Below are 26,223 nucleotides of genomic sequence, written 5' to 3'. Positions count from 1 at the left end.
CTCAAAGACCGGGAAGGACGCCTATGACCGTGCATACTGGAAGGCATTTCTTACAGATTCCAGGACCGACCAACGTGCCCGACCGCGTGCTGCGGGCGATGGACATGCCGACCCTGGACCATCGTGGTCCGGAGTTCGCCGAGCTCGGTTTTGCGGTGCTGGCCTCGATGCAGCGGGTGTTCCGCACCAAGCAGCCCGTGATCATCTTCCCCTCATCGGGCACCGGCGCCTGGGAAGCGGCGATGGTCAACGTGTTCGCCCCCGGCGACAAGGTTCTGATGTGCGAGACCGGCCAGTTCGCCGTGCTGTGGCGCGGCATCGCCGACAAGTTCAAGCTCGACGTCGACTTCATCCCGAGCGACTGGCGTCATGGTGCCGATCTCGCCGAGATCGAGAAGCGCCTTGCCGCCGACAAGCAGCATGCCATCAAGGCGGTCTGTGTTGTCCATAACGAGACCTCGACCGGCTGCGTCACGCCGCCTTTGGAGGTGCGCAAGCTGCTTGATCGCGTCAAGCATCCGGCGCTGCTCATGGTCGACACCATCTCCGGCCTCGGCTCGATGGAATATGAGCACGACGCCTGGGGCATCGACGTCTCGGTCGCCGGCTCGCAGAAGGGCCTGATGCTGCCGCCCGGCCTCGGCTTCAACGCCGTCTCGGAGAAGGCGCTCGCGGTTGCCAAGGCCAATCCCGGCATGCGCTCCTATTGGGATTGGCAGGAGGTGATCAGCTTCAACAAGCTCGGCACCTTCCCCTATACGCCGGCGACCAATTTGCTCTACGGCCTGCGCGAAGCGGTGAAGATGATCGAGGAAGAAGGCCTCGAGAACGTCTGGTCGCGCCACAAGCGCCACAGCGCCGCGACGCGCGCGGCGGCGAAGGACTGGGGCCTGGAGACGCAGTGCATCGATCCCTCCGCGCATTCGCCGGCGCTGACCGGCGTGCGCGTGCCCGACGGCTTCGATGCCGACGCCTTCCGCAAGGTGGTGCTGGAAAACTTCGACATGTCGCTCGGCACCGGCCTGAACAAGGTCAAGGGCAAGGTGTTCCGCATCGGCCATATCGGCCATTTCAACGACCTGATGCTGATGGGCACGCTGGCCGGCGTCGAGATGGGCCTCGATCTTGCAAAGATTCCGCACCGGAGCGGTGGCGTGCTGGCGGCCATGGACGTCCTGAAAGGACGTGATGCGGTGCCGATGGCCAAGGCCCAGGTAGCGTAAATGCCGAGGTGGCTTAAGGCCCAAGGTGCCTGATCCATCTAGCTTGAAGAAGAAGTGAGCTAGCTTGAAGAAGAAGTGAGCGCGCGATGAACGCACCAGCGACGAACGAAGACCTTCTCTACTCCGTCACGGACGGCATCGCGCGGATCACCTTCAACCGCCCCCAGGCGCGCAACGCCATGACCTTCGCGATGTATGACCGCATGGCCGAGATCTGCCTGGAGATCAACGCCGATCGTTCGATCAAGGCGCTGATCCTCACCGGCACTGGAGACAAGGCGTTTGCGTCAGGCACCGACATTTCCCAGTTCCGTGCCTTCAAAACGGCACAGGATGCGCTCGACTACGAGGCGCGGATCGACCGCGTGCTCGGCACGCTCGAACAGTGCCGCGTACCCGTGATCGCGGCCATTGCTGGCGCTTGCACCGGCGGCGGCGCCGGTATCGCCGCCTGCTGCGATCTTCGCATTGGAACCGAAACGACACGCATGGGCTTTCCGATCGCGCGCACGCTCGGCAACTGCCTGTCGATGTCGAACATCAGCCGCGTTGTCTCGCTGGTCGGTCCGGCCCGCACCAAGGACCTGATCTTTCGGGCGCGCCTCGTCGACGCACAGGAAGCGCTGTCGCTCGGCCTGCTCACCGAAATCGTGCCTGATGTCGAGACACTGCAGCGCCGCGCCGATGAGACCGCAAGGCTGGTCGCAAGCCATGCGCCGCTGACGCTGGAGACGACCAAGGAAGCCGTGCGTCGCATCCGTCCCACGCTGTCGCGCGAACAGGGCGAGGACCTGATCCTCAAGGCCTATTTGAGCGAGGATTTCCGCGAGGGCATGGATGCCTTTCTCAACAAGCGCACGCCGAGCTGGAAGGGTAAGTAGCGGTCGCCTCGCACGTCGAATTGCCCGCGGGCTCGGCAACGGGCCCGCGCTTTTCGTTCGGATCGGCCCCGCTGCGATCGACCTCATCCCAAAGTCATAGGCAGTGCGGTGCCCGGCCGCTTGAACTCGGCGGCGTTCGCCAGCACAATGCAGGTTGCCTTTCGCCATCGCGAATTGCAAATCCGAACAAGAACTTAGACTAGAATTTGGAGTAGACGCGCGTGGGACATGGAATGAGGGCCGCGGCCGTGCTGCTGGCTTCGCTTTGGGTGGCGCCGGCATTCGCAGGCTGGGAACCGACCAAACCGGTTGAGATCGTGGTAGCGGCGGGCGCGGGCGGCGCCTCCGATCAGATGGCGCGGATGATGCAGGCCGCGATCCAGAAGAACAATCTGATGAAGCAGCCCATGGTAGTCTCACTCAAGGGAGGTGCGTCCGGCGCCGAAGCGCTGATGTACATGAAGTCCAGCGAGGGCGACCCGAACAAGGTGCTGATCGCTTATTCCTTGATCTACATGCTGCCGCTCTCGGCCAAGATCCCGTTCAACTGGCGCGAGCTGACCCCGGTCTCGGTGATCGCCCTCGACCAGTTCGTGCTGTGGGACAACAGCGCCGGCCCCAAGACGGTGAAGGAATTCGTCGCAGCTGCAAAGGCGGCCAGCTCGCCGTTCAAGATGGGCGGCACCGGTTCCAAGCGTGAGGATCACGTGCTCACCGTCTTTCTGGAGCAGAAGACCGGCGCGAAATTTTCCTATCTTCCCTACAAGTCCGGCGGTGAGGCCGCGACCCAGCTCGTCGGCAACCACACCGAATCCAACGTCAACAATCCATCCGAAAACCTTGAGGTCTGGCGTGCTGGCCAAGTGCGTCCGCTCTGCGTGTTCGACAAGGAGCGCATCTCCTACGCAGCCAAGGTGACGGACACGCAGTCCTGGGCTGATATTCCGACCTGCAAAGAGGAGGGCATCGACGTGCAGTACCTGATGCTTCGTGCGATGTTCCTGCCCGGGAAGGTCACGCCGGAGCAGCAGGCATTCTATGTCGAGCTGTTCCACAAGGTGACCCAGACGGCGGAATACAAGGACTACATGGAGAAACAGGCCTTGAAGCCGATCTTCCTGACCGGCAAGGACATGGTGCAGTTCCTTGAGGAAGACGATGCCCAGAACAAGGCGCTGATGACGGAAGCCGGATTCGTCGCGAAATAGATTATTCCGGGTGAGAAGGACACTCATGAGTCCAGTTCTCACCGTGCCCGCGTAAACTCTCCCTCACCCCAACCCTCTCCCCGCAAGCGGGGAGCGGGCGAATTGGCCGCATCATTCCTGGCATAGGCATGTCTCAAACCGATCTTGAAATCGTCGTCGACGATCCGACCGCGCCCGAAGACGACTCGCCCTCCGTCGTCTCCTCCGGCTCCGTCGAGAGTGTCGTCTGCCTGCTGCTGCTCGCGCTCGCCGCAATGCTTGGCTACGACAATTGGCGCACTGGCGCGTCCTGGGACGCGACCGGGCCTGAGCCCGGCTATTTCCCATTTTATCTCTCCGTCATTTTGGGTGGTGGCAGTCTCTACGGCCTGATCGCCGCGCTCCTCTCGCGCCGCAAATCCGCCGAAACTTTCGTCACGCGCGCGCAGGCGTATCGCGTGCTGGCGGTGTTCGTGCCGACGCTGCTGTTCTGCTTGGTGACGCAATTTCTCGGCCTCTATGTCGGAAGCTTCCTGCTGATCGCGGGCTTCATGCGGGCGATCGGCAAGATCGCACTGTGGAAGTCGTTGCTCACGGCCCTTGTGTTCACGGCGATCATGTTCGCCACCTTCGACGTCGCCTTCGACGTCATCATGCCGAAGGGCCCGCTCGAAGCGGCCTTCGGCTACTAGGCGGACGCAAGCCATGGAAGCTCTCGGCCTCTTGCTTCACGGCTTCGCCGTCCTGCTGACGTGGAAGATCCTCGTGCTGATGATGGCCGGGCTCGTGCTCGGTATCTTCGTCGGCGTGCTCCCCGGGCTTGGCGGCCCGAACGGCGTCGCCATCCTGTTGCCGCTCACCTTCACGATGGATCCGACCTCGGCGATCGTGATGCTGTCCTGCATCTATTGGGGCGCGCTTTTTGGGGGCGCGATCACCTCGATCTTGTTCAACATCCCAGGCGAAGCCTGGTCGGTCGCCACCACCTTCGACGGCTACCCGATGGCGCAGCAGGGCAGGGCGGCCGAGGCGCTGACCGCGGCGTTCACCTCGTCCTTCATCGGTTCGCTGGTCGCGGTGCTGCTTATCACTTTTCTTGCGCCCATGATCTCGTCGTTTGCGCTGAAGTTCGGCCCGCCCGAGTTCTTCGCCGTGTATCTCTTGACGTTCTGCTCCTTCGTCGGATTGGGGCGCGAATCCAGGCACAAGATCGTCATCTCGATGTCGCTCGGCCTGCTGCTCGCCGGCGTCGGCATGGACACGGTGTCGGGCCAGTTGCGCATGACCTTCGGCTCGGCCGAGCTCTTGCGCGGCATCAATTTCCTCGTCGCCGTCATCGGCCTGTTCGGCATCAGCGAGATCCTGCTGACGATGGAGGAACGGCTGGCGCTGCGCGGCCACGCGGCCAGTATTTCGCTGCGCGTGGTGCTTGGTGTGTGGAAGGACCTGCCGAAATACTGGGTGACACTGCTCCGCTCGTCTTTCATCGGCTGCTGGCTCGGAATCACGCCCGGCGGCGCGATCGCAGCGTCCTTCATGGGCTACAATCTTGCCAAGCGTTTTGCCAAGGATCCCGAAACCTTTGGCAAGGGCCGGATCGAAGGTGTGTTCGCACCGGAGACGGCGGCGCATGCCTCCGGCACCTCGGCATTGCTGCCGATGCTGGCGCTCGGCATTCCCGGCTCCGGTACGGCCGCGATCCTGCTCGGCGGGTTGATGGTGTGGGGGCTCAACCCGGGTCCGCTGCTGTTCGTCGAGCACAAGGATTTCGTTTGGGGTCTGATCGCTTCGATGTATCTCGGCAATGTCGTCGGCCTTGTACTGGTGCTGACGACGGTGCCGATCTTCGCCTCGATCCTGCGCGTGCCGTTCGCTGCGGTGGCGCCGATGATCGTGGTGTCCTGCGCGATCGGCGCCTATGCGATCCAGAATGCGATGTTCGACATCTGGCTCATGCTCGGCTTCGGCGTCGTCGGTTACGTCTTCAAGAAGGTTGGCATTCCCCTGGCGCCGTTTACGCTGGCGCTCGTGCTTGGCAACCGCGCCGAGGATGCCTTCCGCCTCTCTATGATTGGCTCGGGCGGCGACCTCAAGGTGTTCTGGTCGAACGGCCTGGTCGGCTCGATCACGACGCTGGCGGTTCTGCTGCTGTTCTGGCCTGCCATCGATGGCCTGCTCGCGCGCATCGTATGGACGAGGCGGGCATCGCGCTGACGCGCGTAGGTGTCCGGTTCCGCTCCGGGTTGTCGCCACGGATCTTCGACACAAATAATGGAGGACCGGCGCTCGCGCCGGGCCCCCTTGCTTTTGCGGAACCGGCGGGGGCCTTGATCCTCAAACCACCTTGGCGGCCCTCAGTGCCGCGATCTCCTCAGTGTCGAAGCCGAATTCCGTGAGCACCTCGTCGGTCTGCTCGCCGAACTCCGGCGGCCGCGCCACCATTCTGCTTGGCGTGCGCGACAGCGTAACGGGCTGGCCGATGAGACGGATATGACGCCCCTCATCGTTGGGCACGTCCTGCGCGATGCCGAGATGCCTGACCTGCGCGTCCTCGAACATCTGGTCGATGGCGTAGATCGGCCCGCAGGGTACACCTGCCTCGTTGAGTTCTCTGACCCACGTGTCGGTCGATTTCGTCACCGTGCGCTTCTCGATCTCCGCGTTGAGCGCGTCACGATTCCTGGAACGCGCCGGGGCGGTAGCGTAGTCGGGGTTGGCGACCAGCTCCGGTGCGCCGACGGCCTGCGCGCAGCGCTCCCAGATCCGGCCTCCCGTCGTCGCAATGTTGATGTAGCCGTCCGAGGTCTTGAACACCCCGGTGGGGATGCTGGTCGGGTGATTGTTGCCGGCCTGCCTGGCCACCTCCTTCTCCATCAGCCAGCGCGCGGCCTGGAAGTCGAGCATGAAGATCTGGGCCTGAAGCAGCGAGGTCTGCACCCACTGGCCCTTGCCCGAGACTTCACGCTCGAGCAGCGCGGTGAGGATACCCATGGCGCAGAACAGGCCCGCGGTGAGGTCGGCAACGGGGATGCCGACCCGCATCGGGCCTTGACCCGGCGCGCCGGTGATCGACATCAGCCCGCCCATGCCTTGCGCGATCTGGTCGAAGCCCGGCCGCTTGTGGTAGGGGCCGTCCTGGCCGAAGCCGGAGATGCTTCCGTAGACGATGCGTGGGTTGATGCTGGCGAGGCTCTCATAGTCGATGCCGAGCTTCTTCTTCACGTCGGGTCGGAAATTTTCGACCACTACGTCTGCCTTGGCGGCAAGGCGCTTGAACACGGCAAGCCCACGCTCGTCCTTCAGGTTCAGCGTCATGGCGCGCTTGTTGCGGTGCAGATTCTGGAAGTCGGCGCCCTGCCGCGGGCCGCCCGGCTGCTCGCCGCCCGCATCTTCCGTGAGCGCGTCTATCTTGATCACGGTCGCGCCCCAATCGGCAAGCTGGCGCACGCAGGTCGGGCCGGAGCGCACGCGGGTCAGATCGAGCACGGTGAAGCGCGAGAGGGCTTCGGAAGCGTGAGGAAAGGGCATCGTGGCTGGCTCCGGAGACAGATTGCGCGCCCACAATAGTGCCGAAAGATAATGCGGCAAGCATTGGCTACGTAGCCAGCCATGCGCCGAGGCTGAGATTCTCGTGGGATGAGGCTGTGTTCGTGTCTCTCATTGCGGCCCTGGCTCTGGATTTCGTCACATCGTCCGATTAGTCTTATGCGCGTGTGAGAAGGAACGGCATGACGTCTCTCAGAGGATGCAATCCCGAGTTCTGGGCCGAACTCGGCTGTCGCGGCAGGTCAAGTTTGTCTTCGCGGTGCTCGCGCTTCTGGCTGCGGTCACAGTCCGCGCGCCCGGTCGCTCCGCCAAGGCCTGTCCACCTACCAGCAGCAGGATTACGTGACGGCGTCGCGCATATTCATCCCGCTCGCCGAGCGCGGCAACGCCGCCGCGCAGACCTATCTTGCTTCCTGTTCGAGACCGGCCGCGGAGCGCCGCAGAACTACACGAAAGCTGCGACGTGGTACTTCCGGGCGGCGGAGCAGGGCGACAGCCGCGGCCGAAATTCGCTGGGCCTGCTGTATGACCGCGGCATCCCCGCCGCGTCTTGCTCAATCTTAGTGACTTCAATCTCAATTTATCTGCGCGACCGCAAGCCATCGTCGAGGTATTCGTATTCGATCCCACATCATGATGGATCCTATCAAAGGACAGATTGTGGCCAGTTAGTTCCGGCATGAATGGAGCAATCAAATCGAAGTTGAATCCAGCTTGGAAGGACCATCTCGTGAGCCAGATGAATAAGCCACTTCTTGATCGTTACGAGGCAGCGCTGGAGCGATTCCTTGAGAATCGATCTGCGGAAAACCGTCTTGTGTTGGATGAAGTAGATGCCGAGCTTAGGCAGCATGGTATTGATACGTCGCCGGACTTCCCCGAGCGTATGAGGAAAGCTTTCAATCGATGGAACTACGGCATCAAAAAGTAGGTTAGATGTCCAGAGCTGCTTCGTTGCAGCGGGCTCGATCCGCTGTTATTTCGCGAAAAAAGCACTCAAAGCCGATTCTAAAAATATTTCAGCCGGGAGGTTGAGAAGAAGCAAACTCTCGAATAGGGCGCGCTGTGAACACCCAGCTTTGCGCGCTCGCAGGGTTCGAATTTTCCTCAACTGCGAAACCATGCCGCGTAAGAAGTTCTAGGAAATACGATTTCTTGAAAACCAGCTCCATCCATCCGTGATGGCGAATTGACCAAATGCCCTGGCCGGTCGGATTGAGGCCCCAAGCATAGGGGAGTGCTTCGTTGATGGTTTCTCCAGCGAAGATTATCGCTCCGCCCTCGGTCAGTTTCTTCCGCAGCGCGATCAAGAGCCTCTGATGATCGATGCAGTGATGAAAACATTCGTAAAAGACAATGGCGTCGAAACGCTCATCGAGAGCCTCGATGTCGAGGAATTCTTGATGCAGGCAGCGGACGCTTAATCCCTCGCGTTTAAACCGCTGCGAAACGATTTCAAGATGCTTCTTCTCGATGTCAAGGACCGTGACATCATAGCCGGACAGGCCCATTTGGAGCGCGGTGTTTCCGAACCCGACTCCCATTTCGAGAATCCTTGCCGGCGGTGACTTAGGGATGCACCCAAGAATTGTGCCGGCCGCCACAACATGAGCGCCTATGACCCTTTGATCTCTAGTGTTGTACGGATGAGGTCGCGCGAGAAGGCTTTCGATGTCGAAATCGTGATGCTCGTTTGCGACTTCGTACCGCTTCTGAGCGAGGATCTCATATTGTGCGAGCCAGAAATCCCGATAGGCGAATGAAAACGGGTCCGAAGGTGGCGAAGGGAAATGGTAGCGAAAGCTTTCGAGAAAGGTGACCAGATCGGAATATAGTTCGCGCTGCTGTGCGAGCAGAGCCAACCTGATCATCTCTTCGGCATCCGCCTTGCTTGCAAGTTCGATCTCGAATCCCCGGATGGACTTGGCATTTCCGCTGACGATCTGAGCGTATCGTCTCGCGATCAACTCTGTTGCTGGCACGCGGTCAAACAAACCGAGCCCAAGCGACCTTCGACTCCCGACGAATCTGAACAGGCGTCGAATGCCCTCGGGGAGAAAGGGCCAAATCCTCCGAGCTTTCACTGAAAGCCAGTTGGGCAGTCGCTGTAACTTGATCAGGACCACTCTAACAGGTCGCTTTATTGGAGTTGGAACGGGGGCCCACATTGCTTTAAGCAGTTTTGAGGACGCCTCAATCATCGACAGTTCCAAGCCATCCTCCGCGATCTTGGCGACAACACAAACTTGATGGATCGGCTGCGGCCCAGGGGCCCCACGAACCGGGTTGACGTGACGCTCACCAGCCCCCTGCTGCTGCTCACGAGCGCCGAGATTCTACCAGCATCGATGATTTGCTCTGTGAAGGTCGTAGCCCGGGAGTTTTCGCTTATCAAGCTCCCTCGTGTTTTATACCTCGAAGCGAGGTTGATAAGGACCTGGACTCCACCCGAAGTCGCGCTTCGCACGCGAGCCATCGAACACCATGTGTTTTGACATGCGGGATCCCATCCTTGCGTTCGTGTTCGGAAAGAACCTGGCTAGACCTTGATAGCATGCTGTCCACACGAAGGGCGGAACGGGGATGATCAGACGCCGTCGTCCCAATCCGTCGAACACCCTGCCGATCATTTCATGGTAGCTGACAACTTCCGCGCCTGGCACTGCATAGGCGCGGTTCACCGTTTGCGAGCAGGATGCAGCCGAGATTGCCCCGAGCGCTAGATCTTTCGCGCTCACGGGCTGGCGAAGGCCGCCTCCCCAGCCTGACAGGGGAAAAAAGCCAAATCGCTGGATGAATTTGGCTACGCGCGTCAGATTTGCATCTCGCTCTTCGGCATAGATCAAAGTCGGTCTCAGCCCCGTCCACCCGATGCAAAGGTCTTCACAAGCCGTTTGCAGGCGATACTCCCCATCGGCCAGCATGCGGATATTCGCTCGCTCCTGCAGGTCCTCCGAGTTCAATTTGGTCAGGATGCTTGTCGAGGTAAAAAAGACGACACGTCGGGTTCGACGCAGGTCGAGGTGAGGTAGTGCATTGGCGAGAAGAAGTGGATGCACAGTAGAGTACGCGATCTCGAATGGCGGCAAGGAAAGGTTTTCCGGTTCATTCAGGTCGCCCTGAACCCAGGTGACTCCCTCCACCGTCGATCGAGAACGCCTCGAGAGTGCATAAGGACGCTCGCCTGACTCGATGAGCCTTTGCAAGATCAGCGAACCTACTATTCCCGTCGCGCCAAAAACCATGCTCTGCATGTAAGAACCTCTTTAAGGGACCTGCGACCTGTCATACCCAGTCTTAGGCCGGGCGGGCTGCGTCAGCCCACCTGCTGGCGTGGTATGTTCCGGCAATGGCCCCCATGGACAAGGGGTATTAAATATACTATACAAACCGTTAATTATTGGCAGGGTCGTCAGTTTTTGGCAGATTGTGGAGGGCGCCACTTGGCGGGTAACAAATGTATTCAAGTCAGCAAAAATTATCGTCTCCGGAAGTGGCGGAACTCCGCCGAGAGGCTGGATTATATTTGAAGGATCTGCGCGAGAAGCGCGGCCTGTCTCAGCGGCAAATGGCCGAGAAGGTGGGCGGGAACTATTATACCTTCATTTCTCAATTGGAATCAGGGCGTGGCCGTATTCCACCGGATCGCTATCTGATCTGGGCGGACGTGCTTGGCGTTGAGCCCGAAGTATTCGTAAAAAATCTGCTCCGGTATTATGATCCGGTGACTTATTCGATCTTGTTCGGACAGAACGCGAGCGCTAGGTAGCGCGACTAAGAAATAGAAAAAGGGTCGCGATTAAGACGGCCCGGCGTCATGTCGTTTTGATAGCCTTTGTTGAGCAGCGCCTTTTTTGCTGAGTTCCGGTTGGAACTAGTTCGATCACTTGATTGCTGTAATTCATCGCCGGGTATCGTTATGTTGCATGGGCACCAGGTCCTTTCATTTTTTCGTCCCCCCAAAAACGAAGGGGATTGGAGTCAACAGGAGCTGGGTGAGTTTTATCGCGTTGAAGCGGCCCTGGTGAGCTCGGGGATCTCGGTCTGTACAGATCGCGGCCTGTCCGACGAAGGCGACCCCTGGTTCGTCTTCTGCCGTCAGGACAATGATGAGGTTATTGTTCATTTCGCTCGTATCGATGGCGAATATGTCATCGTTTCGAATTTGACAGAGGGCGTAGCACGCGGGCGGGATTTCAACGTGCTCACGCGCGAGCTTCTGAACAATCATCCCTACATCCTCCCGAAAGCCAATCAGCGCCGCCAGACTGTCTATCTTCATCCGGCTGCCATGCTCGCCGCGCTCGTCGTAACAGGATATGTCAAGAGCGCAGAAATGAGTCTGGGGCCAGATGAGAATGGCCGCGCCAGTGAGAAGCTGTTTGGCTCGTTTTTCAGCGGTCACAGTCTGACCACGCTGTCTGCGCTCGTCGTGGCTACCGTATGGGACACATTGGCCTCCGATCCGGTCCACAAGCTGTCAGAACTTGTTTGGTTCGACTCGGCGAATGCGTCTGATGATCATGCCGCGCTCGCTGTGGCCGACGCTGGAACGACGCATTCCTCTGTCGATGTCAGCATGCTGGTGGGCTTCGATGGTTTTGAAAGAGCGGGTTCGCACAACGTCTTCTCAGCGGACGAGGCGGCAAAGGTTTCTAACGGCCAGGCCGACCAGACCGAGAAGCTCGCGACACAGGGTGATCACATCGCTGTGAGCCGGGCGGCAGACCAGGATGCGGTTAGTACGGCCGATCTGCCGCGAACGGACAAAGCTGGCCATGCGTTCGATGGACGCGCCGATGCGGATCACAATGATCAAGTTGTAAACGTCGCGCAGCTGCAAGACTTGTCGATGTCGTTCAAGCTGGTGGCTGACCTTCCAAATTCATCGAACAATCTGCATGGGTCGTCGACTTTGGCCACGTCGACGGTTCAATTTGGCTTTTCATCTGATGCGGCCAATGCTGTAAGCAGCGTCTACGAGGGATTGCACTGGGATCTCCAATCGTTGCATCCCGTCGTGCTCGCGGCTGCCAACCTTTCTGATGCCGTTCAGGCGACCTTCACCCAGCTTATTTCGGCAAGCTCGGCTTCCATCCCAAATTCGGCAAGCACGGCTACCGCTTCAATCGCTTCTCAAGCCAGCCTGGCTCCCACCGATTTGATGGCTCCGGCACAATCCTTTGATCACTCGGCGATAATCGCGATTCAGGACTTCATTAGCCATACCCCGACCTGGAAAATCGAGACCTTTGGGTCCGACATTCTTATCGTGGACACCAACCTGGCCCATTACACCGCGAGCCAGTGGGGCTTGGAGAGCTGGCGTATGAATGACGGCTCTACCGTCAGCATTCTCGGACAGGGAGTGCATCCGTCCGTTGCGATGGCATGACCGGTCAGCCATTGCTTAAGGATCTTCTGATACAAGGCTTTGCGGCGGTCGGTATCCTAATATCATTGTCCTGCAACCGTTTGTTTGCTTGGCTGCCACCGGGCGTTGCTCGTAACTGTTTACGTTAAGGAAGCTTAAGTTATGTCAAAGCATCCAACCTTTTTGACCGACGCTTTCCGTGCCATTCGCCCGGGTTTCGCAACGGCGATCGTCTTCAGCTTCTTCATTAATTTGTTGGCCTTTGTCGGTCCGCTCTACATGCTTCAGGTTTACGACCGTGTGTTGGGCAGTCGTAACATCGGTACTCTGGTCGCATTAACTATCATCGCTTCCTTCTTGCTGATCGTCTACTCCTTGCTGGAAAAGATCCGTTCTTCGATCCTGGTACGGTTGGGGCTTTTGTTTGCCGACAAGGCCAAATCTCCTTTGTTCGACACCGTCCTGCGCGGCACCCTTGTTCAGCCTGGAGGCGGTCACGTCCAGGTCCTGAGAGACCTGGATACGATTCGCGAGTTTCTCACGGGGACTGGTCTCATCGCCTTTTGCGATGCGCCGTGGGTGCCTGTATTCGTCGCCGGCTGCTTTATCATGCATCCCTGGTTCGGCTATGTGGCCGGCACCGGCGCTATCCTCATTTTTGCGCTGGCGCTGGCCAATGAGTTGCTGACCCGTAACGAACTCAAAGAGGCGTCAAAGAACTCGGTTGCGGCAAACTCGTATGCGTCAGCCACGTTCCGCAATGCTGACGTACTCTATGCAATGGGAATGCTGCGTGGCCTTCGCGATCGCTGGTCCGACAAACACGAGCAGGGTCTGCAACTGCAAGCCAAGGCCAGTGACAGAGCCGGATTCCTGGTAGCGCTCAGCAAATTCGTCCGCGCCTTCTTGCAGGTGGCGATCCTCGGCGTCGGTGCTTATCTGGCGGTCAACCAAGAGACGTCCGCCGGCGCAATGGTTGCTGCTTCCATCATCATGGGAAGAGCGCTATCTCCCGTCGAAATCGCTGTGTCGCAGTGGAAGGGATTTTTGGCAGCCCGGTCAGCATATGATCGAATCCGAAATCTCGTTGGCCTTCTGCCGGAGGAGCCCGAGAAGGTTGCGCTTAAGCCGCCGCAGGGCGCAATCTCGGTGGAGAATATTCTCGTCGTACCGCCCGGAGGTAAGGAGCCGGTCATCCGAGAAGTCTCGTTCGCATTGCAGCCCGGTGAGGTACTCGGCGTTATCGGTCCCAGTGCGGCGGGCAAGTCGAGCCTGGCCCGCTCGCTGGTCGGAGTCTGGAGAGCGGCAGTTGGCAAGATCCGGATTGATGGCTCGGAGCTTAGCCATTGGAACCGCGAACAGCTTGGTCCATATTTGGGATATCTTCCTCAAGACGTGGAATTGCTCGCAGGGACCGTGGCCGAAAATATTGCCAGGTTCGGGGAAGCGGAAGAGGATAAGCTGTTTGCAGCCGCCGAGATGGCGGGTGTTCATAAGTTGATCCAGAACCTGCCTGATGGGTACAACACGCAAGTCGGCGAGGGCGGTTTTGCTCTCTCCGGCGGCCAACGGCAGCGGGTTGGTCTTGCGCGGGCATTGTACGGCAAGCCGTCGCTCGTGGTTTTGGACGAGCCCAACGCGAGCTTGGATTCCGAAGGTGAGCTCGCGCTCATGGAGGCTCTCCAATCGCTCAAGCGAGCCGGCTGTACTGTTGTTGTAATCTCCCACAAGACCTCCATGCTCGCCGCCGTCGACAAATTGCTGGTCCTGGCCTCGGGGCGTGTGACGATGTTTGGCTCGCGTGATGAAGTCCTGGCCAAGCTGATGAATTCGACGGGTTCGCGAATTACGGCCATGCCGAGTGCAGCCGTGAGACAGGGCTGAGTGAGATGCAAAAAACTTCAATTCCGAGCTGGAAGGTACCTGCGATTGCAGGGTACGTCGTCATCGTGAGCACTTTTGTCGTGCTGGGCGGATGGTCGGCTGTCGCGCGATTGGACAGTGCGATCACTGCTTCGGGCGTGGTCTCAGTTGAATCAAATCGTAAGACCGTCCAGCACCTTGAGGGTGGCATCGTTCGAGAGATACATGTTCGCGAGGGCCAACATGTCGACGCTGGCGATACACTTTTCCGGCTCGATCTGACCGCTCCACAGGCCGGATACGAACTGCAGAGGAATCAACTCGACGCTGTGGTTGCTCAGGAGGCGCGGTTGGTCGCGGAGCGCGACGGTGCGGAGCAGATCTCATTTCCGAGCGAACTTACGGATCGGAAAAACAAAGATAATGTAGCTTCGGCGATTTCCGATCAAGTTGCTCAATTCCAGGAGCGGAAAGCTTCGCTAAAGAACCAAACGAAGATTTTGGAAGCAAAGATCGATCAATACAATTCCGAAATCGAAGGTTTGAAGCAGGAGCGTGCTGGCACTGCCAATCAACTTAAGTACGTCAATGAAGAGCTGGTAGATGTCCATTATCTGTTCGAACGGCAGCTCACGCAGAAAAGCCGCCTCATGGCGCTGGAGCGAGAAAAAAGCCGCCTGGAGGGATTGATTGGTCGTTCAATCGCGGACGAGGCCAAGGCGCAGAACGGCATTGGCGAAGCGCAGCTGCAGATCGGACAGATCCGGCAGAAATTCCAGGAAGATGTCGCTTCCGCCATGCAGGAGACGCGACAAAAAATCAACGACCTGCGGGAAAAGACTAGGGTCGCCAAGGACGTGCTTTCTCGAGTTGACATTGTCGCTCCCAGCACGGGCGTGGTGCAGAACTTGCACATTTTTACGGTCGGCGGGGTTGTCAAACCGGGCGAAGCAATGCTGGACATCGTACCGGAGGAGGATCGCCTGATTGTGCAGGCGCATGTTCAGCCGCAGGACACCGAAAACCTGCAGGCCGGGATGCCCGCAGAAGTCAGGTTCTCTGCATTCCATACTCGCATCCTGCCGATCATCATGGGTCGCGTGGCCACGATTTCCCGCGATCGATTGGTCGACGAGCAAACCAGGCAGCCCTACTTTCTTGCGCAAGTGGTGGCCGATGGCATTCCATCTGCGGTCAAAGATCGACTGACAGCTGGTATGCCGGCCGATGTGATCTTCCCAACGGGAGAGCGAACGGTCTTGGACTATCTCGTGCGGCCGTTGAAGGACCGCTTGCGGGGTGTGATGCGCGAGAAGTGATCCGAGCAGGCCTGTCTTGTGCGACAGGCCTTAGCTTTAGTCGAGAAATGTTCCCTTGAGTACGCGGTAGACAGTCAAGCGGATCAGGACAATCTCGAGGGCCGTGAACAGCACCGGAACCCAACCGAAGGCGAGTGAAGCCCATACGATCCCTGGGCTCAGCGCCCCGGCTAGAAGAAACCGATCGATCAGGCGTCCGTAGCGTTCTGGACCTGGCCACCACCAGTGAAGACGCCTTACGCGGATGTGAAAAGGCAGTGGTCCTTGTGGGCTTGTGCCAGGACCGTAACGAACGTCAACATCATCGATCAAAGGGCTTTTCTGATCAGGCATATCGTCGGCCCGGGATCGCCTGCGCAAAACAACTTCTGCAGGTAGATCCTACGCCGGACGTGCGCAAATGTCATGCACAAGCTCGCCCGCGGGCTTGTGGCGAAGTCTGTGACAGAACGCCAGATCCAACAAGCTAGATGAGATGAATTGCGGGTGACGAGCCCACGACGTCGATGTGTTGATCGGGGTGCGCTGCTCCGGCCGCAACGAGAAAGCTGTCATAAATCGTTGGCGCAGGCGGTGGCGCGTTGGGAGTTATGTCGAACCGATAGGTATCGGCTTTGTACTCGGTGGATTCCGTAAAGCCCAAGACCACATGTGCCACATCCAAATTGAGGTGTTGCCATGAAGCGATCTCAGCGCTGCTGCCCTCGCGGTTTAGCAGGGTTTCGTAGAGGTTTTGGATGAAGCCTGCGCTGGGCGGAATGTGCAGCTGCGCCGCGACGCCGAAATGAGCAAACCCTTCCTGGGATTGAGCGAAGGCTTCGGCCATATCAACGAGGCTGATGTGCCCGTCCCTTAAAAGATTGACGTTGACCCAAAATCCCGATTGAGGCGGGCTATCGAAGTTGCCGTTCGGATCGGCAACGTCGGGCAATCGGTCGAACATCCCCATGTAGAGCCGGACCAGGGGTTCGACATAGCTTGGGCCATCCGGGCTGTTGATCACGTCAGCGATACTGTTCCAGGAAGCAAGCTCATCCGGAGTTCCGTGACGGCCAAGGATCTCCAATGCGAGCGTATCGGGAACAGTCACAGCACTCTCCGACCATCAACTGCTTCAAATCTAAGCCCAGTCGTTCAAGATCCGTCAACGAAGCGGTAATATTAAGATTAACTTAACCAAAGGGTGCCTCAAGCAGACGTTCATGAACGCCGATTCAGCCGAGATCGTGCCCTTGGATGAGAGTGAGGCCCGGAATGCGGAGCGCGATTGTCCGAATGCCTGCAGCTTGCAACAACTTTTGTTCGATAAGGCAGAGCCTCAGAGCTCCGTGCTCGCCTTGCAAGGCGTAGGGGTTTTGTGTCTTCCGGACCTTATTCGATCGCACTAAGTTTATTCTGCAGGGTCGCAATCGTCGCAATGAGATTGTCTCGACGTTCCCGCAAATTTCGGACCGACAATGGTTGTGCGGCGGACGTCCGTCTGGATGCATGCTCGAAGGCCTCAAGCGCGTTGAGGTTCTCTTCCAATGCAAACATGTCGTGCTTCAGATCTTCAATCACCAAACGCAGACGGAATTCATATGTGTGCGACCGCGCGATATCTTCGAAGTGTGTCATCGTCGTAAGCCCCATAAACGATCAAAAGAAATGAACACCTGCATCCTTGTTCACGATGACAAGTTCGGCAACGGCAGGAGACAATTAAGCTAAGTGATCAATGTTAATGCCCGAAAGCTCGACTGCGGTTGCTGGATCGGGCGGTGTTGATCTTAGCCAGGGCGCTTGAAGTTCGGTGATGCGGCAAACCTTCGGGCAACGCCAGCTGATCTGGCAGCTGTTGCCTGCTGAGGCTGCCAGTTGTTCCACTCAGGAAGACGATCGTGAAGGCGTTAGTAGTCGAGCTACTTGGCATGAAGAAATCCGATTGACTGTCGCAGCAACCATCAGATTTCTCTTCGTTGGCCAAGCCTGGCATCCGGTGCGATGCGGCAACCCTGCCTGGAGTTATCGCCGCGCCGGATTATCACGACGGCTTGCGCGCTTGGGGCGCTCGATGACCCTGCGAGGAACGTCGCAGTAGATCATAGAGGCTATCACCATTGCGACCATGCCGCTGAAGGACTGCCCGGAATATGCCCCGCGCTTTAACCCTTCGCGATAAGCTTAATGTCCTGGTCCGGTTGCAGGGCGGTGCTGCTCACACCATGATCTGCTGACTACTCCGGCGGAGAGGGACCTTCACGCCTTCACTCGCTGGTCTTGTTAGTTTGGCATCATCTATCGCTTTGCATGCAGGAAGCAGTAAAATGGACGGCGATATTTTCAACAGTCAAGGAAAGCACGTAGCTGTTGTAAGAGGCTCGCTAATCTTGGATGGCAAGGGGCTTGCGCTCTATACGCTGAGAGGCGATCGGATCTACAAGATGACTGGCGAACTGGTAGGTCATCTGCCAAGCACAACCGTTCATCCGAGACGGCTCTCAAGGGCTGCAGACAGGTTATTTGCACCGTTTGAGCGTTAAATTGCGGGCGCCTATTGATCGTCCGGGGGTAGCATCTCGCTGATGCCGTCTGCCGGCTTGTTGCCGTCGGTCTTAAGGCAATTGACTAGTTCCAAAAAAAGAGCGAGCGGGCTTCAGGCTCGACGAAACTTCTTTCATAATTGCCCTGACGGCGTAGCGCCATCGAACAGATGTCTCAACGCATTTCACGTCCAACCCCGCCGCCCGGGCCAATGCGTTGAGAGCCGGCAAGACTTAAGAGAAAATCGTTGTGCCCGCGGGCTCGCGTCCGTAATGGCATTCAATCAATTCGGCATCGAAATCGGCGATGACTTCTTCAACGGCGGTGATGACTTGCTGGAGAGCGGCGATTTGCATGAGTTCCTGGTCACTGATTACACCTGGTCGATTTTGCAGCGCGACCACCAGATCGCGGCGTCTTTCTTTCAACTGGACAAGCGGCAAGCCGTGATCTTGCAAATATCTCATATTGCGCCTCCTAATTCTGCCAATTCTACCCCAATCGGACTGAAACCAAGTTATGGATTTCGTAAAAAGTTGAGCGGTGATACCGATACGGCAGCTCACATTCATCATGGAAGACATGTTATGACAAAAGTCCGCGAATTCTCAGCAGCCGTGGTTTTCGATACCTTGGGTCGGGTTTTGCTGCAGCAACGTGGGCACGTCCCTGACATATTGTGTCCCGGCATGGTCGGTCTATTTGGTGGACACCGGGAAGGGGAGGAGACATTTCTTGATTGCGTGGTTCGCGAAATTCAAGAGGAACTGAGCTGGAGGATTCCCGCTGAAAGGTTTGTCCGAATTGCTCAGCTTGATGGAGCCGACGCGGAGGTCCCGGGCGGGCTGGTGCGGGCGGACCTTTTTGTGGTGCGCGATGTCCCCACAGAAAAGCTATTTGTGACGGAAGGCGAGTTGAAAATCGTCAACGTCGAAAACGTTCGGAGCATCATGGAGCAATTGACTCCCTCGGCATTGACCGCACTTAGAGCGCTGTCGCTTGTTTGAGGTTGTCGGCGGTCATGCCACCGAAGGGACGAGTCAACTCGTACTATTTGAGATGCTATTTCGTTTCTCAGGACTTTGAAGCGGCTCGCTTGAAACTAGTCCGTGTGGAGCGGTCTAACTTAAGCGACTTTCCGAAGTACAGTTTGCGGCTCGATTAGAGGCTCTGATTTCCTCCCTCCACAAGAGGGTACGATATCGTCAAGCTCGAGGAGCCGGTTCATAAGCTGAGCCAAACGTTGCGGCAAGGCCGTGTCGACGGGTCGGAGAATGCAGGCCAATCGGGTGCCAATCTCGTCACAGATCGCGCGATAGTGTTCTGGATCCAACGAGGCCTCACTTGATGGCTGTTTCATCGCAGGATCTCGCTCTGAACGTCGGCAGCGACCACTTGTGACGGCACACCGAATTGCATGTCCGGGTATGTGAAGCCCGCGCAGGCACTGGCGATGAAAACAATGATTCGGACTGTCGCAAACATCACGGTCTCCGCTCTTGTTCAATGAAAAGCTACACGGAAATCATTGCGGGCAAGCTAGGAAAGCCGGTTTGCAGCAGCTTTACGGAATTGGTGAGTCCCTCGTTACCTGCCGTGCTCCTAGGCCCCAGAGAACCGTGCTCTCCGAATGGGGGCGGTGTGTTTTGTGCCGTTTCCTATGACCCTGCACGTCCATTTCGGGCCGGTATTCACAAGAGGCGCGAACAGAGCTACTCGCTGGTAAATGAGCGCGATCGGCCGATAGCTTGATCCAGATAAGCTGCAGCATAAGGATGTACTTTGAGCTGCGAGCGTTCATAGGGGGGAATCCATCGCATTTCCTTGTGCTGGGAATCGCGACTGAAGTGTGCTCGGTTGGGAAGTTCAATTTGATAGGCCAGACAAATATAGTGTGTTCCGAACCCGTCTTTTCCTAGAGCGTTTGTATCGTAGAAATGCTCAAAGACGCCGAGGGCGATGGCTTGAGACATGTCGGCCTCAATCGCGGTTTCGCTCCACAAGATCCGCCGAAAGGCAACCTCGAGCCGCTCGCCCTTGCGCACTCGGCCGCCCGGCACAAAATAGTATTCGCTCGCAGGCTCGTTTCTGCGCAGTCCAAGCAGCACTGATCCAGCTGGATCTGTTATGACGAGGTCAATCGCACAGAGTGGTGCCCATCGAACAACGTGTTCGAACGCGTCGCTATCCAGGATTGAGGGCTCACCCGGGTGCGAATGACGGTCTAGGGAATTAGTCATTGTGCCGACAATCTGGTGAACTCGGCTTGACGCCAAATGGATCCTTTAGGATGAGATAGCCGCGTTCAATAACGCGAGCTATTTGGTATCCGCTGTGCGCTCGCCCGCGGCCCAGTTCCAGGGTCAAAGCTGGTCGGGCGCCGCGGCAGTTGCGGCAAGGGACGTCGGATTGATCGTGATATCGACAATCGATTTTCCGGTTTCATGTCGGTTTTTGCCGACCACGACCAGGGTAAATTCGTCTGGATCGTGACTAGCCGGGTCAGCGAAGTAGCGGAAGCCTGATCCGACGATCACGAGCTTTCCTTTCTTCGGAGGTTTTAGCACCAATACGCCGTAGATCTGCATGTAGGACCAGCGCAATCCCTGGATGCATTCGGGGCTCGTCGTTGTCATGGTCCAGCTGACGATGTCGTCAGCCAGTGCAAACGGCTGTTTCTCACGTAGGCAGCTTGGGCTAGCGTGCGCAGATGCGCATAGGGCGGCAATAAAACTACCTACCAACAATATTTTGCGGGAAATCTGTGACATTGGTCCTCGTCGTGGTTTCGCCCGACAAGACTGATGCCTTGAGATAAATCTATCGTAAGCGCCCTGGAATTGTGCCGAATTCGGTGAACGAGATCTCCGGGCCCGGCAGATATTTGCGAAAGGTCGTTAAAGGACTTGAAAAGCTTGTTTGTTGTCCAATGAGATATGGCCCGCACGCGTCAGACCATCTACTCGCGCAAGCTAAAGCGGGCTCGCCCTTACTTCGTATTTTGAGCCGGTGGCGGCGTGTCCGGATCCCCGTTGTTGTCGACGCATTTCTTGAAGAAATCCCTTTGCGCCTTGCCATCACCCTTTGCACTACCGGCCGCGGGATTAGCCGCTTGACGCGGTGGAAACTGCTTTCCGAGGAGGAGGTTACATTTCTTCGCGACCTCAACTGAAATAGCCAATGCCTGGCCGGGCTGCAGAAGAGCCGCAGATATCAGCATGGCCGGAGCGAGCCGAGACAGTGTTGGGCGTGCGACCATCTTCAACCTCGTCGTTGCTGGCTGCAAAAGGCACTCTGTGTGCTCTATGGGTCATTGAACCATAAGGTCTTTCAGGGGCGTTGATCAAGCCTCAGTCCATCCCGGTGGGGCACCGGGACATACAGCGTTTGCAGCGGGCTTGGGATGATTTCTGGTGTGGGGAAAGTTAAGTGCTGGCCGCCAACTGGAGGTGGCGGTGATTGACTTGGTCAGTTTGCCAGAGCTCTCAGACAGTTACGCGGCTCTCCCTTGCGCTTTGCCTGCCGCAGCAACAGGTTCGATATCCGCTCAGCCACGGCAAAGTCTGGATGGAGCGAGGACAGGCCCGTGTTGAGCATTTTGTCTCAACTCGCAGTCAGCTTGTTCAAACGGAGGCGACCAGCAAGGCTTGATTAAGGAGAGGCAAGCAGAATAGTGCCGTTAGCTGTATTATTTTTGTTCGATGGAAATTTGAGAAATGAACAAGGGCGTTTACGACCAACTGGTCGAACTTGAGCGGCAGATCCGGGATCGTCGGCAAAATATCGAGAATCAGCAAATTCTCATCGAGGTTCTTGAGCGCGACGGTCACGACGTACGAGAACAAGAAACGGCTCTTGAGCTTGAGCGGAATGGATTGGCTGCGCAGATCACGCAGCATCGAGATCTGAGGGATCGCCTCTCTTCCGCGAATAGTGGGACTGATTAACACTGATATGTAGCCTTACCGGCGGAGCTGGATTGCAGCAACGCCACTTGCGCGATTAGTGTTAGTATCGCTTGGAGCTGGCGGCTGTTTTTGCAATGCAGGCGCCAGATGTATACGTCGAGCCGCGGGGTAGGTCCGATCGGTGACTGACCCGGCGGCGCTCAATTCGGGACTGGCACAATGACGCGCTGGGCTATGATCGAGGAGCGGCGATCGGTGAGGCGGCGCGCGCTCTACACGGAGGGGGCATTTCGCTTCGGCGACAAGAGCTTGACGTTCAACTGCATTGTGCGAAACCTCAGCCACTGCGGTGTCGGGCTCGTGATGCATGATATCAACGTCATTTTGACCGTCTTCGTACTCCGGCTGGATACGTCCGGACACATGCGCCGGTGTGAACTCAGATGGCGCGCGGGAAGCCTCGTTGGAGCCGAGTTTCTGGATGACGAAGAATTAGACTGTACGCCGCCATGGTTTGAGAGCGGCCTTCATTAAACCCCTACTGGCTTGCTCCGGTCCGAATGAGCATCGATCCCAGGTGCAGGCTCGCGTCCTAATAGTGGCCGCTCTTCGTGTCGCTCTGCTTCCCTTGGCGCCCCGTTCACGTCAAGTAATGGGGATCGAGGGCTATGCCCGTGACCACCTTCGGATCAACGATTGAATGGTTCTCGGGGCTCTCCGAAAACCCGATCAGGATATCTGCGCGGCTGCCTTGACCGGAGTCAAGCACGTGCAACCAACCGGCGAACCCGGTGGAATCCGGCGTGCGATTCAAGATGTTTGCGTAGAGGTCCGTGAGGAACTGGGAGTTCGAAATGGACGCCCCGTAGGTATTCTGAAACTCGGGGCTGGCAACAAATGCGGCGCTCATCTGCCCTTCGGTGAGTCCGGCGTCCAGCAGATGAACGTTTTCGCTCAAACCAGCGCGATCCGGAGTCCGATCAAATGCGGCCTGGTAAAGGCGATAGGCGAAGCCTGCCGTTCCGCTGGTGTCGAAGGCAACTACTGTATCTGTGAACGCTACGCGGTCCGCATCGGTTATGCCATTGAACCCGTTGGTGGTCGTAATGAGCAGTCCGGACGCCGTGACCTGAATGGTCGCATCAGAATAGGTGTCGTTGACAACCGCGGTGGTGATGCCGTCCACGACGGTCATGTCGGTGATCTGGGTCGCCGGAGCCGCCGCTTGGTACTGGAAGTCGCTGGCGCTCAGACTCGACAGATTGATGTTATGGAAAATGACTTCCTCGTTGGTGCCGAAATTCAAAACGGCGTCGGAGCCGACCTGAGAAGCATGAGCGAGGACGTCAGAATAGTGGCTCACGCCGCTAATGCCGCTCAAAAGAACCGTGTCCCCTTGAGCGCCGCTGAAATCCTCGATCGTCGAAATACCGTCGCGTGCCGCAAAGACGAAGGTGTCCGCGCCTGTACCGCCGATGAGGGTGTCGTGGCCACCGCCGCCTTCCAGCGTGTCCTTGCCGGAACCCGCGGTCAGGACGTTGTCGGCAGCATTACCAATGATCGTGTCATTACCGCTGCCGCCGATTGCGTTGGCGATATAGGAGGCGGCATTGTTCTCGTAGAGGTACGCATTGTAGACATTCCCATGCGCGTAGTTGCCGTTTCCAAGATAAGCCAGCTGCGCGGTCGACAAGATCGAGTAGGCCCCCGGATTGAGGTTGATCGTCATGTCGGTGGAGTAATTTGAGAAATCGTAGGTCACGTGGCCGCCGCCATCCCAGACGGTCATGAAAACTCGGTCCGCGCCGGGCATTGCCTGTGCGACCCCGTTGATGAATTCCTGTCCGGTGGTTGGGCTCCAGCTGTAGACGTTGTTGTGGCCCTGGGACGTATAGTCGGCACCATACATGGTCTGTAGAGCCAGGATGTCGTCCATCATGAAGCTGGTCGGATACCCGTACTGCTCGTTCGAGTAGCCTGTAAGGGGTCCATTCTGATAGCTCCTGTAGCTCATGACGGTATATTCGAGATTGTCATGGGCCGAGGGAACGGTCTCGTTGGCGACGCCGCCTGTTTCGAAGCTATGCTTGAGGCCAAGCGCGTGCCCGATCTCGTGAATATGGGTGAGCGTCGAATAATCGCCGATTCTTGGAGTGGTGTAGTTGTAGGAGGTGCCGAACCAAATATCGCCGCCTTCCGCCGAGCCGTCGGGGTAATATGTGTAAGCTGTCGGGTTTGCGCTTGCGGAATGGGCAAGTTCAATATCGGCCGATCCGGTGCCCGAGTAGACGATGTTCAGATCAGTGAACGTCGAGACCTGCCCCATGATCCATTTGACAACGGTCTGCTCGGTGGCAGACAGCGGCGAAAAGCCGTAGGTATTCTCGCCCATCCCATAGTTCGCGCCATAGACACTGGCTGAACTCGGGAAGCTGTACGTGATCGTGCCGCCTGTCCACATGTAGCCGGACAGAAGTCCATCGACATCCGGATTTCCCGTTGCAGCAAGAACATTCCCCGCTGCAATCCCAGACGCCGCGGCTATCCCAGAGCCGTCGGTCGCGCCTGACGCATGCAGATTCATTCCCAGCGCTTGGCAAAGAGCACACATTTGACATCCCCCGTGAGGGTGGGGCGATCTGTGCCGCCACCTCAGCCCTCGAGGAGAACGCTAGCGAACTCGTTCTGAGATTCAGTGGAACTTGCTGCGCGTGTTTTAGCGAAGCGTGAAATAAGCTATTAACTATGGTCTCGCGCCTGACGACGGTTTACGTCGAGCCCGCAATCGCGCTCAGGTCCGATCGTAGTTCTTTGGGAATTTTGTCGCGCAAAGCCCGCCGTTTGAACGCCCCTTGGCGAACTCGGCGTTAGTGCGCCGACTGGCGGACGACGCACGCCAGCTTATTTTTTCTTCATTATATCGAGAAAACTTGGGTCGATTGTTTTAACGCTCGCTTCCAGGAATGCCGCTCCAACGGGTGATGCTTTTGCGTAAGCGTCAGCAAGAACCGCGCGTTGGTTCTGGAGCCGGGTCAGAAGTGCGCGAACGTCGCCCTGTGCAAGTTCCTTCAGGTCCACATCAGTCAAGACGTTGGTTGTGGTCGCGCTTGCTAAGCGAAGCGGAATCAAATCAGCGCCATTTTGTCCGGTCAGGTAGGACATTTTGAGCGTGTCGACGGGGCGGGCAACTACGCCTCGTTGCCCGAGGAGAGCGAGCGCTAGCCACATCCGGGAGTCGTGCGGAGACATGGCAAGCGCACTTCCAAGCAGATCAAAAGGCACTTCTGACGCGTTTTCTTGGCGCGCTGACTTCGTAGCATTCAGCGCCTGCCCGGTTAGCCTCAATGCGTAGTCTGCCCTTAAGTCTGATCGAAAGGGCGCGATTAACGCTGAGCGAGATGCACGTGAGAGTTGGTCGGCCGATGGTGGAGTGCCGAGTTCAGTGGCCAAAGGCAGCGGCAGGGGACGTAGAAACTCAGCCGCAAGATTGCAGACGGAAATGCCGCCGACTACGATGAAGACGACGAGAACGAAAAGACGGAATTGCCAAAGCGATTTCATTGATCTTGCTTAAAATGACCTGACCAGCGCAAAACCATCCTGACCGGTATCGAGCTATACCGCAATAAGGCTGCTGCCCTGGATGCTGAGCAAGGTCAAATTGCCGGTGGCATAGGCGCCGGTGTCGATATTGATCCGGTTTGATCGGATATCGGGTTCTCGAACCGGGGTATGGCCGTGGACGATATACTTTCCGAAGTTTTCTTCGCTCTCCAGGAACTCGTTGCGGATCCATAACAGATCGGATTCTTGTTGCTCCCGAAGCGGTATTCCCGGGCGCACGCCTGCATGAACAAAGAAGAAATCGCCACAGGTAAAGGAGAGCCTCAGGCTATTCAGAAACGCAAGATGCCTTTTTGGAACGACACCTTTGAGCTCCTCGATCTGATCGTTTTGTTCGGCTGTGGTTGAATTGAGTGATGGGCGGATACCATAGGACATCATGGTCTCAAGTCCGCCGATTCTTCGCCACGAATCGAAATTGCTCGCCTCTCGAAGAACCTGAAGAAAAAGAGTTTCATGGTTTCCCTTCAGAAAGACGGTCTCTCGCCTTTGGCTCCGCTCGATGAGCAAATCGAGCGTTTCGTTGGAGTAGGGCCCCCGATCGACATAGTCGCCAAGGAAGACTTCAATCGGACGAGCCGCTGGACGGCGAGCCTGGTCTACGTCGATGACCCTGAACATGTCCGCCAAGAGGTCGGCGCGGCCATGGATGTCGCTGAACGCATAGATTCGAATGCCCTCTGGAAGCCGGGGCAATTCTGTAGACTTCCGTGATCGCAGCAACCCGAACATCTCAACAGCGCTACCAATCCGCTCCTTATATCCCCTTGCAGAG

23 protein-coding genes are annotated in these 26,223 nt (G+C 57.6%); 11 read left to right on the top strand and 12 right to left on the bottom strand.

The window, feature by feature from the left end; genetic code table 11:
* Positions 1-23 precede the first annotated feature (23 nt).
* The 5 genes from Q0687_RS32115 (at position 24) to Q0687_RS32095 (ending at position 5,505) form a co-directional block, all read left to right on the top strand.
* Entirely contained in the window at positions 24-1,223 is a 1,200-nt protein-coding gene (locus Q0687_RS32115) for an aminotransferase class V-fold PLP-dependent enzyme (protein ID WP_298885796.1), read from the top strand.
* A gap of 86 nt (positions 1,224-1,309) precedes the next feature.
* Positions 1,310-2,104: an enoyl-CoA hydratase/isomerase family protein gene (locus tag Q0687_RS32110; protein ID WP_298885794.1), complete on the top strand. Its 795-nt coding sequence runs from the start codon at positions 1,310-1,312 to the stop codon at positions 2,102-2,104.
* A 233-nt stretch (positions 2,105-2,337) separates the two neighbouring features.
* Entirely contained in the window at positions 2,338-3,312 is a 975-nt protein-coding gene (locus Q0687_RS32105) for a tripartite tricarboxylate transporter substrate-binding protein (protein WP_298885792.1), read from the top strand.
* 128 nt (positions 3,313-3,440) lie between these two features.
* Positions 3,441-3,983, top strand: a complete 543-nt coding sequence (locus tag Q0687_RS32100) for a tripartite tricarboxylate transporter TctB family protein (protein WP_298885790.1) — start codon at positions 3,441-3,443, stop codon at positions 3,981-3,983.
* Between the two features lie 13 nt (positions 3,984-3,996).
* Positions 3,997-5,505: a tripartite tricarboxylate transporter permease gene (locus tag Q0687_RS32095; protein ID WP_298885788.1), complete on the top strand. Its 1,509-nt coding sequence runs from the start codon at positions 3,997-3,999 to the stop codon at positions 5,503-5,505.
* 120 nt (positions 5,506-5,625) lie between these two features.
* On the opposite strand, the gene Q0687_RS32090 is transcribed toward Q0687_RS32095, so the two are convergent.
* Positions 5,626-6,819: a CoA transferase gene (locus Q0687_RS32090; RefSeq protein WP_298885786.1), complete on the bottom strand. Its 1,194-nt coding sequence runs from the start codon at positions 6,817-6,819 to the stop codon at positions 5,626-5,628.
* A 748-nt stretch (positions 6,820-7,567) separates the two neighbouring features.
* Between Q0687_RS32090 and Q0687_RS32085 the strand changes: the two genes are divergently transcribed.
* Positions 7,568-7,768 carry a hypothetical protein gene (locus tag Q0687_RS32085; RefSeq protein ID WP_298885783.1) on the top strand — a complete coding sequence of 67 codons (201 nt, stop codon included), beginning with the start codon at positions 7,568-7,570 and terminating at the stop codon, positions 7,766-7,768.
* An 88-nt stretch (positions 7,769-7,856) separates the two neighbouring features.
* On the opposite strand, the gene Q0687_RS32080 is transcribed toward Q0687_RS32085, so the two are convergent.
* Together Q0687_RS32080 and Q0687_RS32075 are read right to left on the bottom strand one after the other, a co-directional pair.
* The gene (locus tag Q0687_RS32080) at positions 7,857-9,050 is read right to left on the bottom strand and encodes a class I SAM-dependent methyltransferase (RefSeq protein WP_298885781.1); all 1,194 of its coding nucleotides are present in this window, start codon (positions 9,048-9,050) and stop codon (positions 7,857-7,859) included.
* A gap of 195 nt (positions 9,051-9,245) precedes the next feature.
* A complete protein-coding gene (locus Q0687_RS32075; RefSeq protein WP_298885779.1) occupies positions 9,246-10,091 on the bottom strand; it encodes an epimerase in 846 nt (281 codons plus the stop codon).
* Between the two features lie 203 nt (positions 10,092-10,294).
* Here Q0687_RS32075 and Q0687_RS32070 point away from each other — a divergent pair, with 203 nt between their 5' ends.
* The 4 genes from Q0687_RS32070 (at position 10,295) to Q0687_RS32055 (ending at position 15,393) form a co-directional block, all read left to right on the top strand.
* Complete coding sequence (locus Q0687_RS32070) at positions 10,295-10,606, top strand: helix-turn-helix transcriptional regulator (RefSeq protein ID WP_298885777.1); 312 nt, start codon at positions 10,295-10,297, stop codon at positions 10,604-10,606.
* A 69-nt stretch (positions 10,607-10,675) separates the two neighbouring features.
* Positions 10,676-12,232, top strand: a complete 1,557-nt coding sequence (locus tag Q0687_RS32065; RefSeq protein WP_298885776.1) for a hypothetical protein — start codon at positions 10,676-10,678, stop codon at positions 12,230-12,232.
* A gap of 141 nt (positions 12,233-12,373) precedes the next feature.
* Positions 12,374-14,095, top strand: coding sequence for a type I secretion system permease/ATPase (locus Q0687_RS32060; protein ID WP_298885774.1), 1,722 nt, complete (start codon positions 12,374-12,376; stop codon positions 14,093-14,095).
* A gap of 5 nt (positions 14,096-14,100) precedes the next feature.
* Entirely contained in the window at positions 14,101-15,393 is a 1,293-nt protein-coding gene (locus Q0687_RS32055) for an HlyD family type I secretion periplasmic adaptor subunit (protein ID WP_298885772.1), read from the top strand.
* A gap of 466 nt (positions 15,394-15,859) precedes the next feature.
* Here Q0687_RS32055 and Q0687_RS32050 read toward each other — a convergent pair whose 3' ends face one another.
* Both Q0687_RS32050 and Q0687_RS32045 read right to left on the bottom strand, forming a co-directional pair.
* Entirely contained in the window at positions 15,860-16,483 is a 624-nt protein-coding gene (locus tag Q0687_RS32050) for a DUF4214 domain-containing protein (RefSeq protein WP_298885770.1), read from the bottom strand.
* Positions 16,484-16,764: 281 nt separating this feature from the next.
* Positions 16,765-17,010, bottom strand: a complete 246-nt coding sequence (locus tag Q0687_RS32045) for a hypothetical protein (protein WP_298885768.1) — start codon at positions 17,008-17,010, stop codon at positions 16,765-16,767.
* Positions 17,011-18,188: 1,178 nt separating this feature from the next.
* On the opposite strand from Q0687_RS32045, the gene Q0687_RS32040 reads away from it, so the two are divergent.
* Positions 18,189-18,923 (top strand): NUDIX domain-containing protein, encoded by a 735-nt coding sequence (locus Q0687_RS32040; RefSeq protein WP_298885766.1) that lies wholly within the window; start codon positions 18,189-18,191, stop codon positions 18,921-18,923.
* A gap of 705 nt (positions 18,924-19,628) precedes the next feature.
* On the opposite strand, the gene Q0687_RS32035 is transcribed toward Q0687_RS32040, so the two are convergent.
* The 7 genes from Q0687_RS32035 to Q0687_RS32005 form a co-directional block, all read right to left on the bottom strand.
* Positions 19,629-20,156, bottom strand: a complete 528-nt coding sequence (locus Q0687_RS32035; protein WP_298885764.1) for an NUDIX domain-containing protein — start codon at positions 20,154-20,156, stop codon at positions 19,629-19,631.
* Positions 20,157-20,279: 123 nt separating this feature from the next.
* Positions 20,280-20,687, bottom strand: coding sequence for a hypothetical protein (locus Q0687_RS32030; protein WP_298885762.1), 408 nt, complete (start codon positions 20,685-20,687; stop codon positions 20,280-20,282).
* A gap of 218 nt (positions 20,688-20,905) precedes the next feature.
* Entirely contained in the window at positions 20,906-21,175 is a 270-nt protein-coding gene (locus Q0687_RS32025; protein WP_298885760.1) for a hypothetical protein, read from the bottom strand.
* A gap of 364 nt (positions 21,176-21,539) precedes the next feature.
* Entirely contained in the window at positions 21,540-21,815 is a 276-nt protein-coding gene (locus Q0687_RS32020; RefSeq protein WP_298885758.1) for a hypothetical protein, read from the bottom strand.
* Between the two features lie 649 nt (positions 21,816-22,464).
* Complete coding sequence (locus Q0687_RS32015) at positions 22,465-24,408, bottom strand: DUF4214 domain-containing protein (RefSeq protein ID WP_298885756.1); 1,944 nt, start codon at positions 24,406-24,408, stop codon at positions 22,465-22,467.
* 317 nt (positions 24,409-24,725) lie between these two features.
* Complete coding sequence (locus tag Q0687_RS32010; protein ID WP_298885755.1) at positions 24,726-25,385, bottom strand: hypothetical protein; 660 nt, start codon at positions 25,383-25,385, stop codon at positions 24,726-24,728.
* Between the two features lie 54 nt (positions 25,386-25,439).
* Complete coding sequence (locus tag Q0687_RS32005; RefSeq protein ID WP_298885752.1) at positions 25,440-26,180, bottom strand: metallophosphoesterase family protein; 741 nt, start codon at positions 26,178-26,180, stop codon at positions 25,440-25,442.
* Between the last annotated feature and the right edge of the window lie 43 nt (positions 26,181-26,223).

Source organism: uncultured Bradyrhizobium sp. (genome assembly GCF_936928535.1).
GTDB lineage: Bacteria > Pseudomonadota > Alphaproteobacteria > Rhizobiales > Xanthobacteraceae > Bradyrhizobium.
Note: the sequence above shows the minus strand (reverse complement) of the source record. Positions and strands in the feature narration are given on the sequence as shown.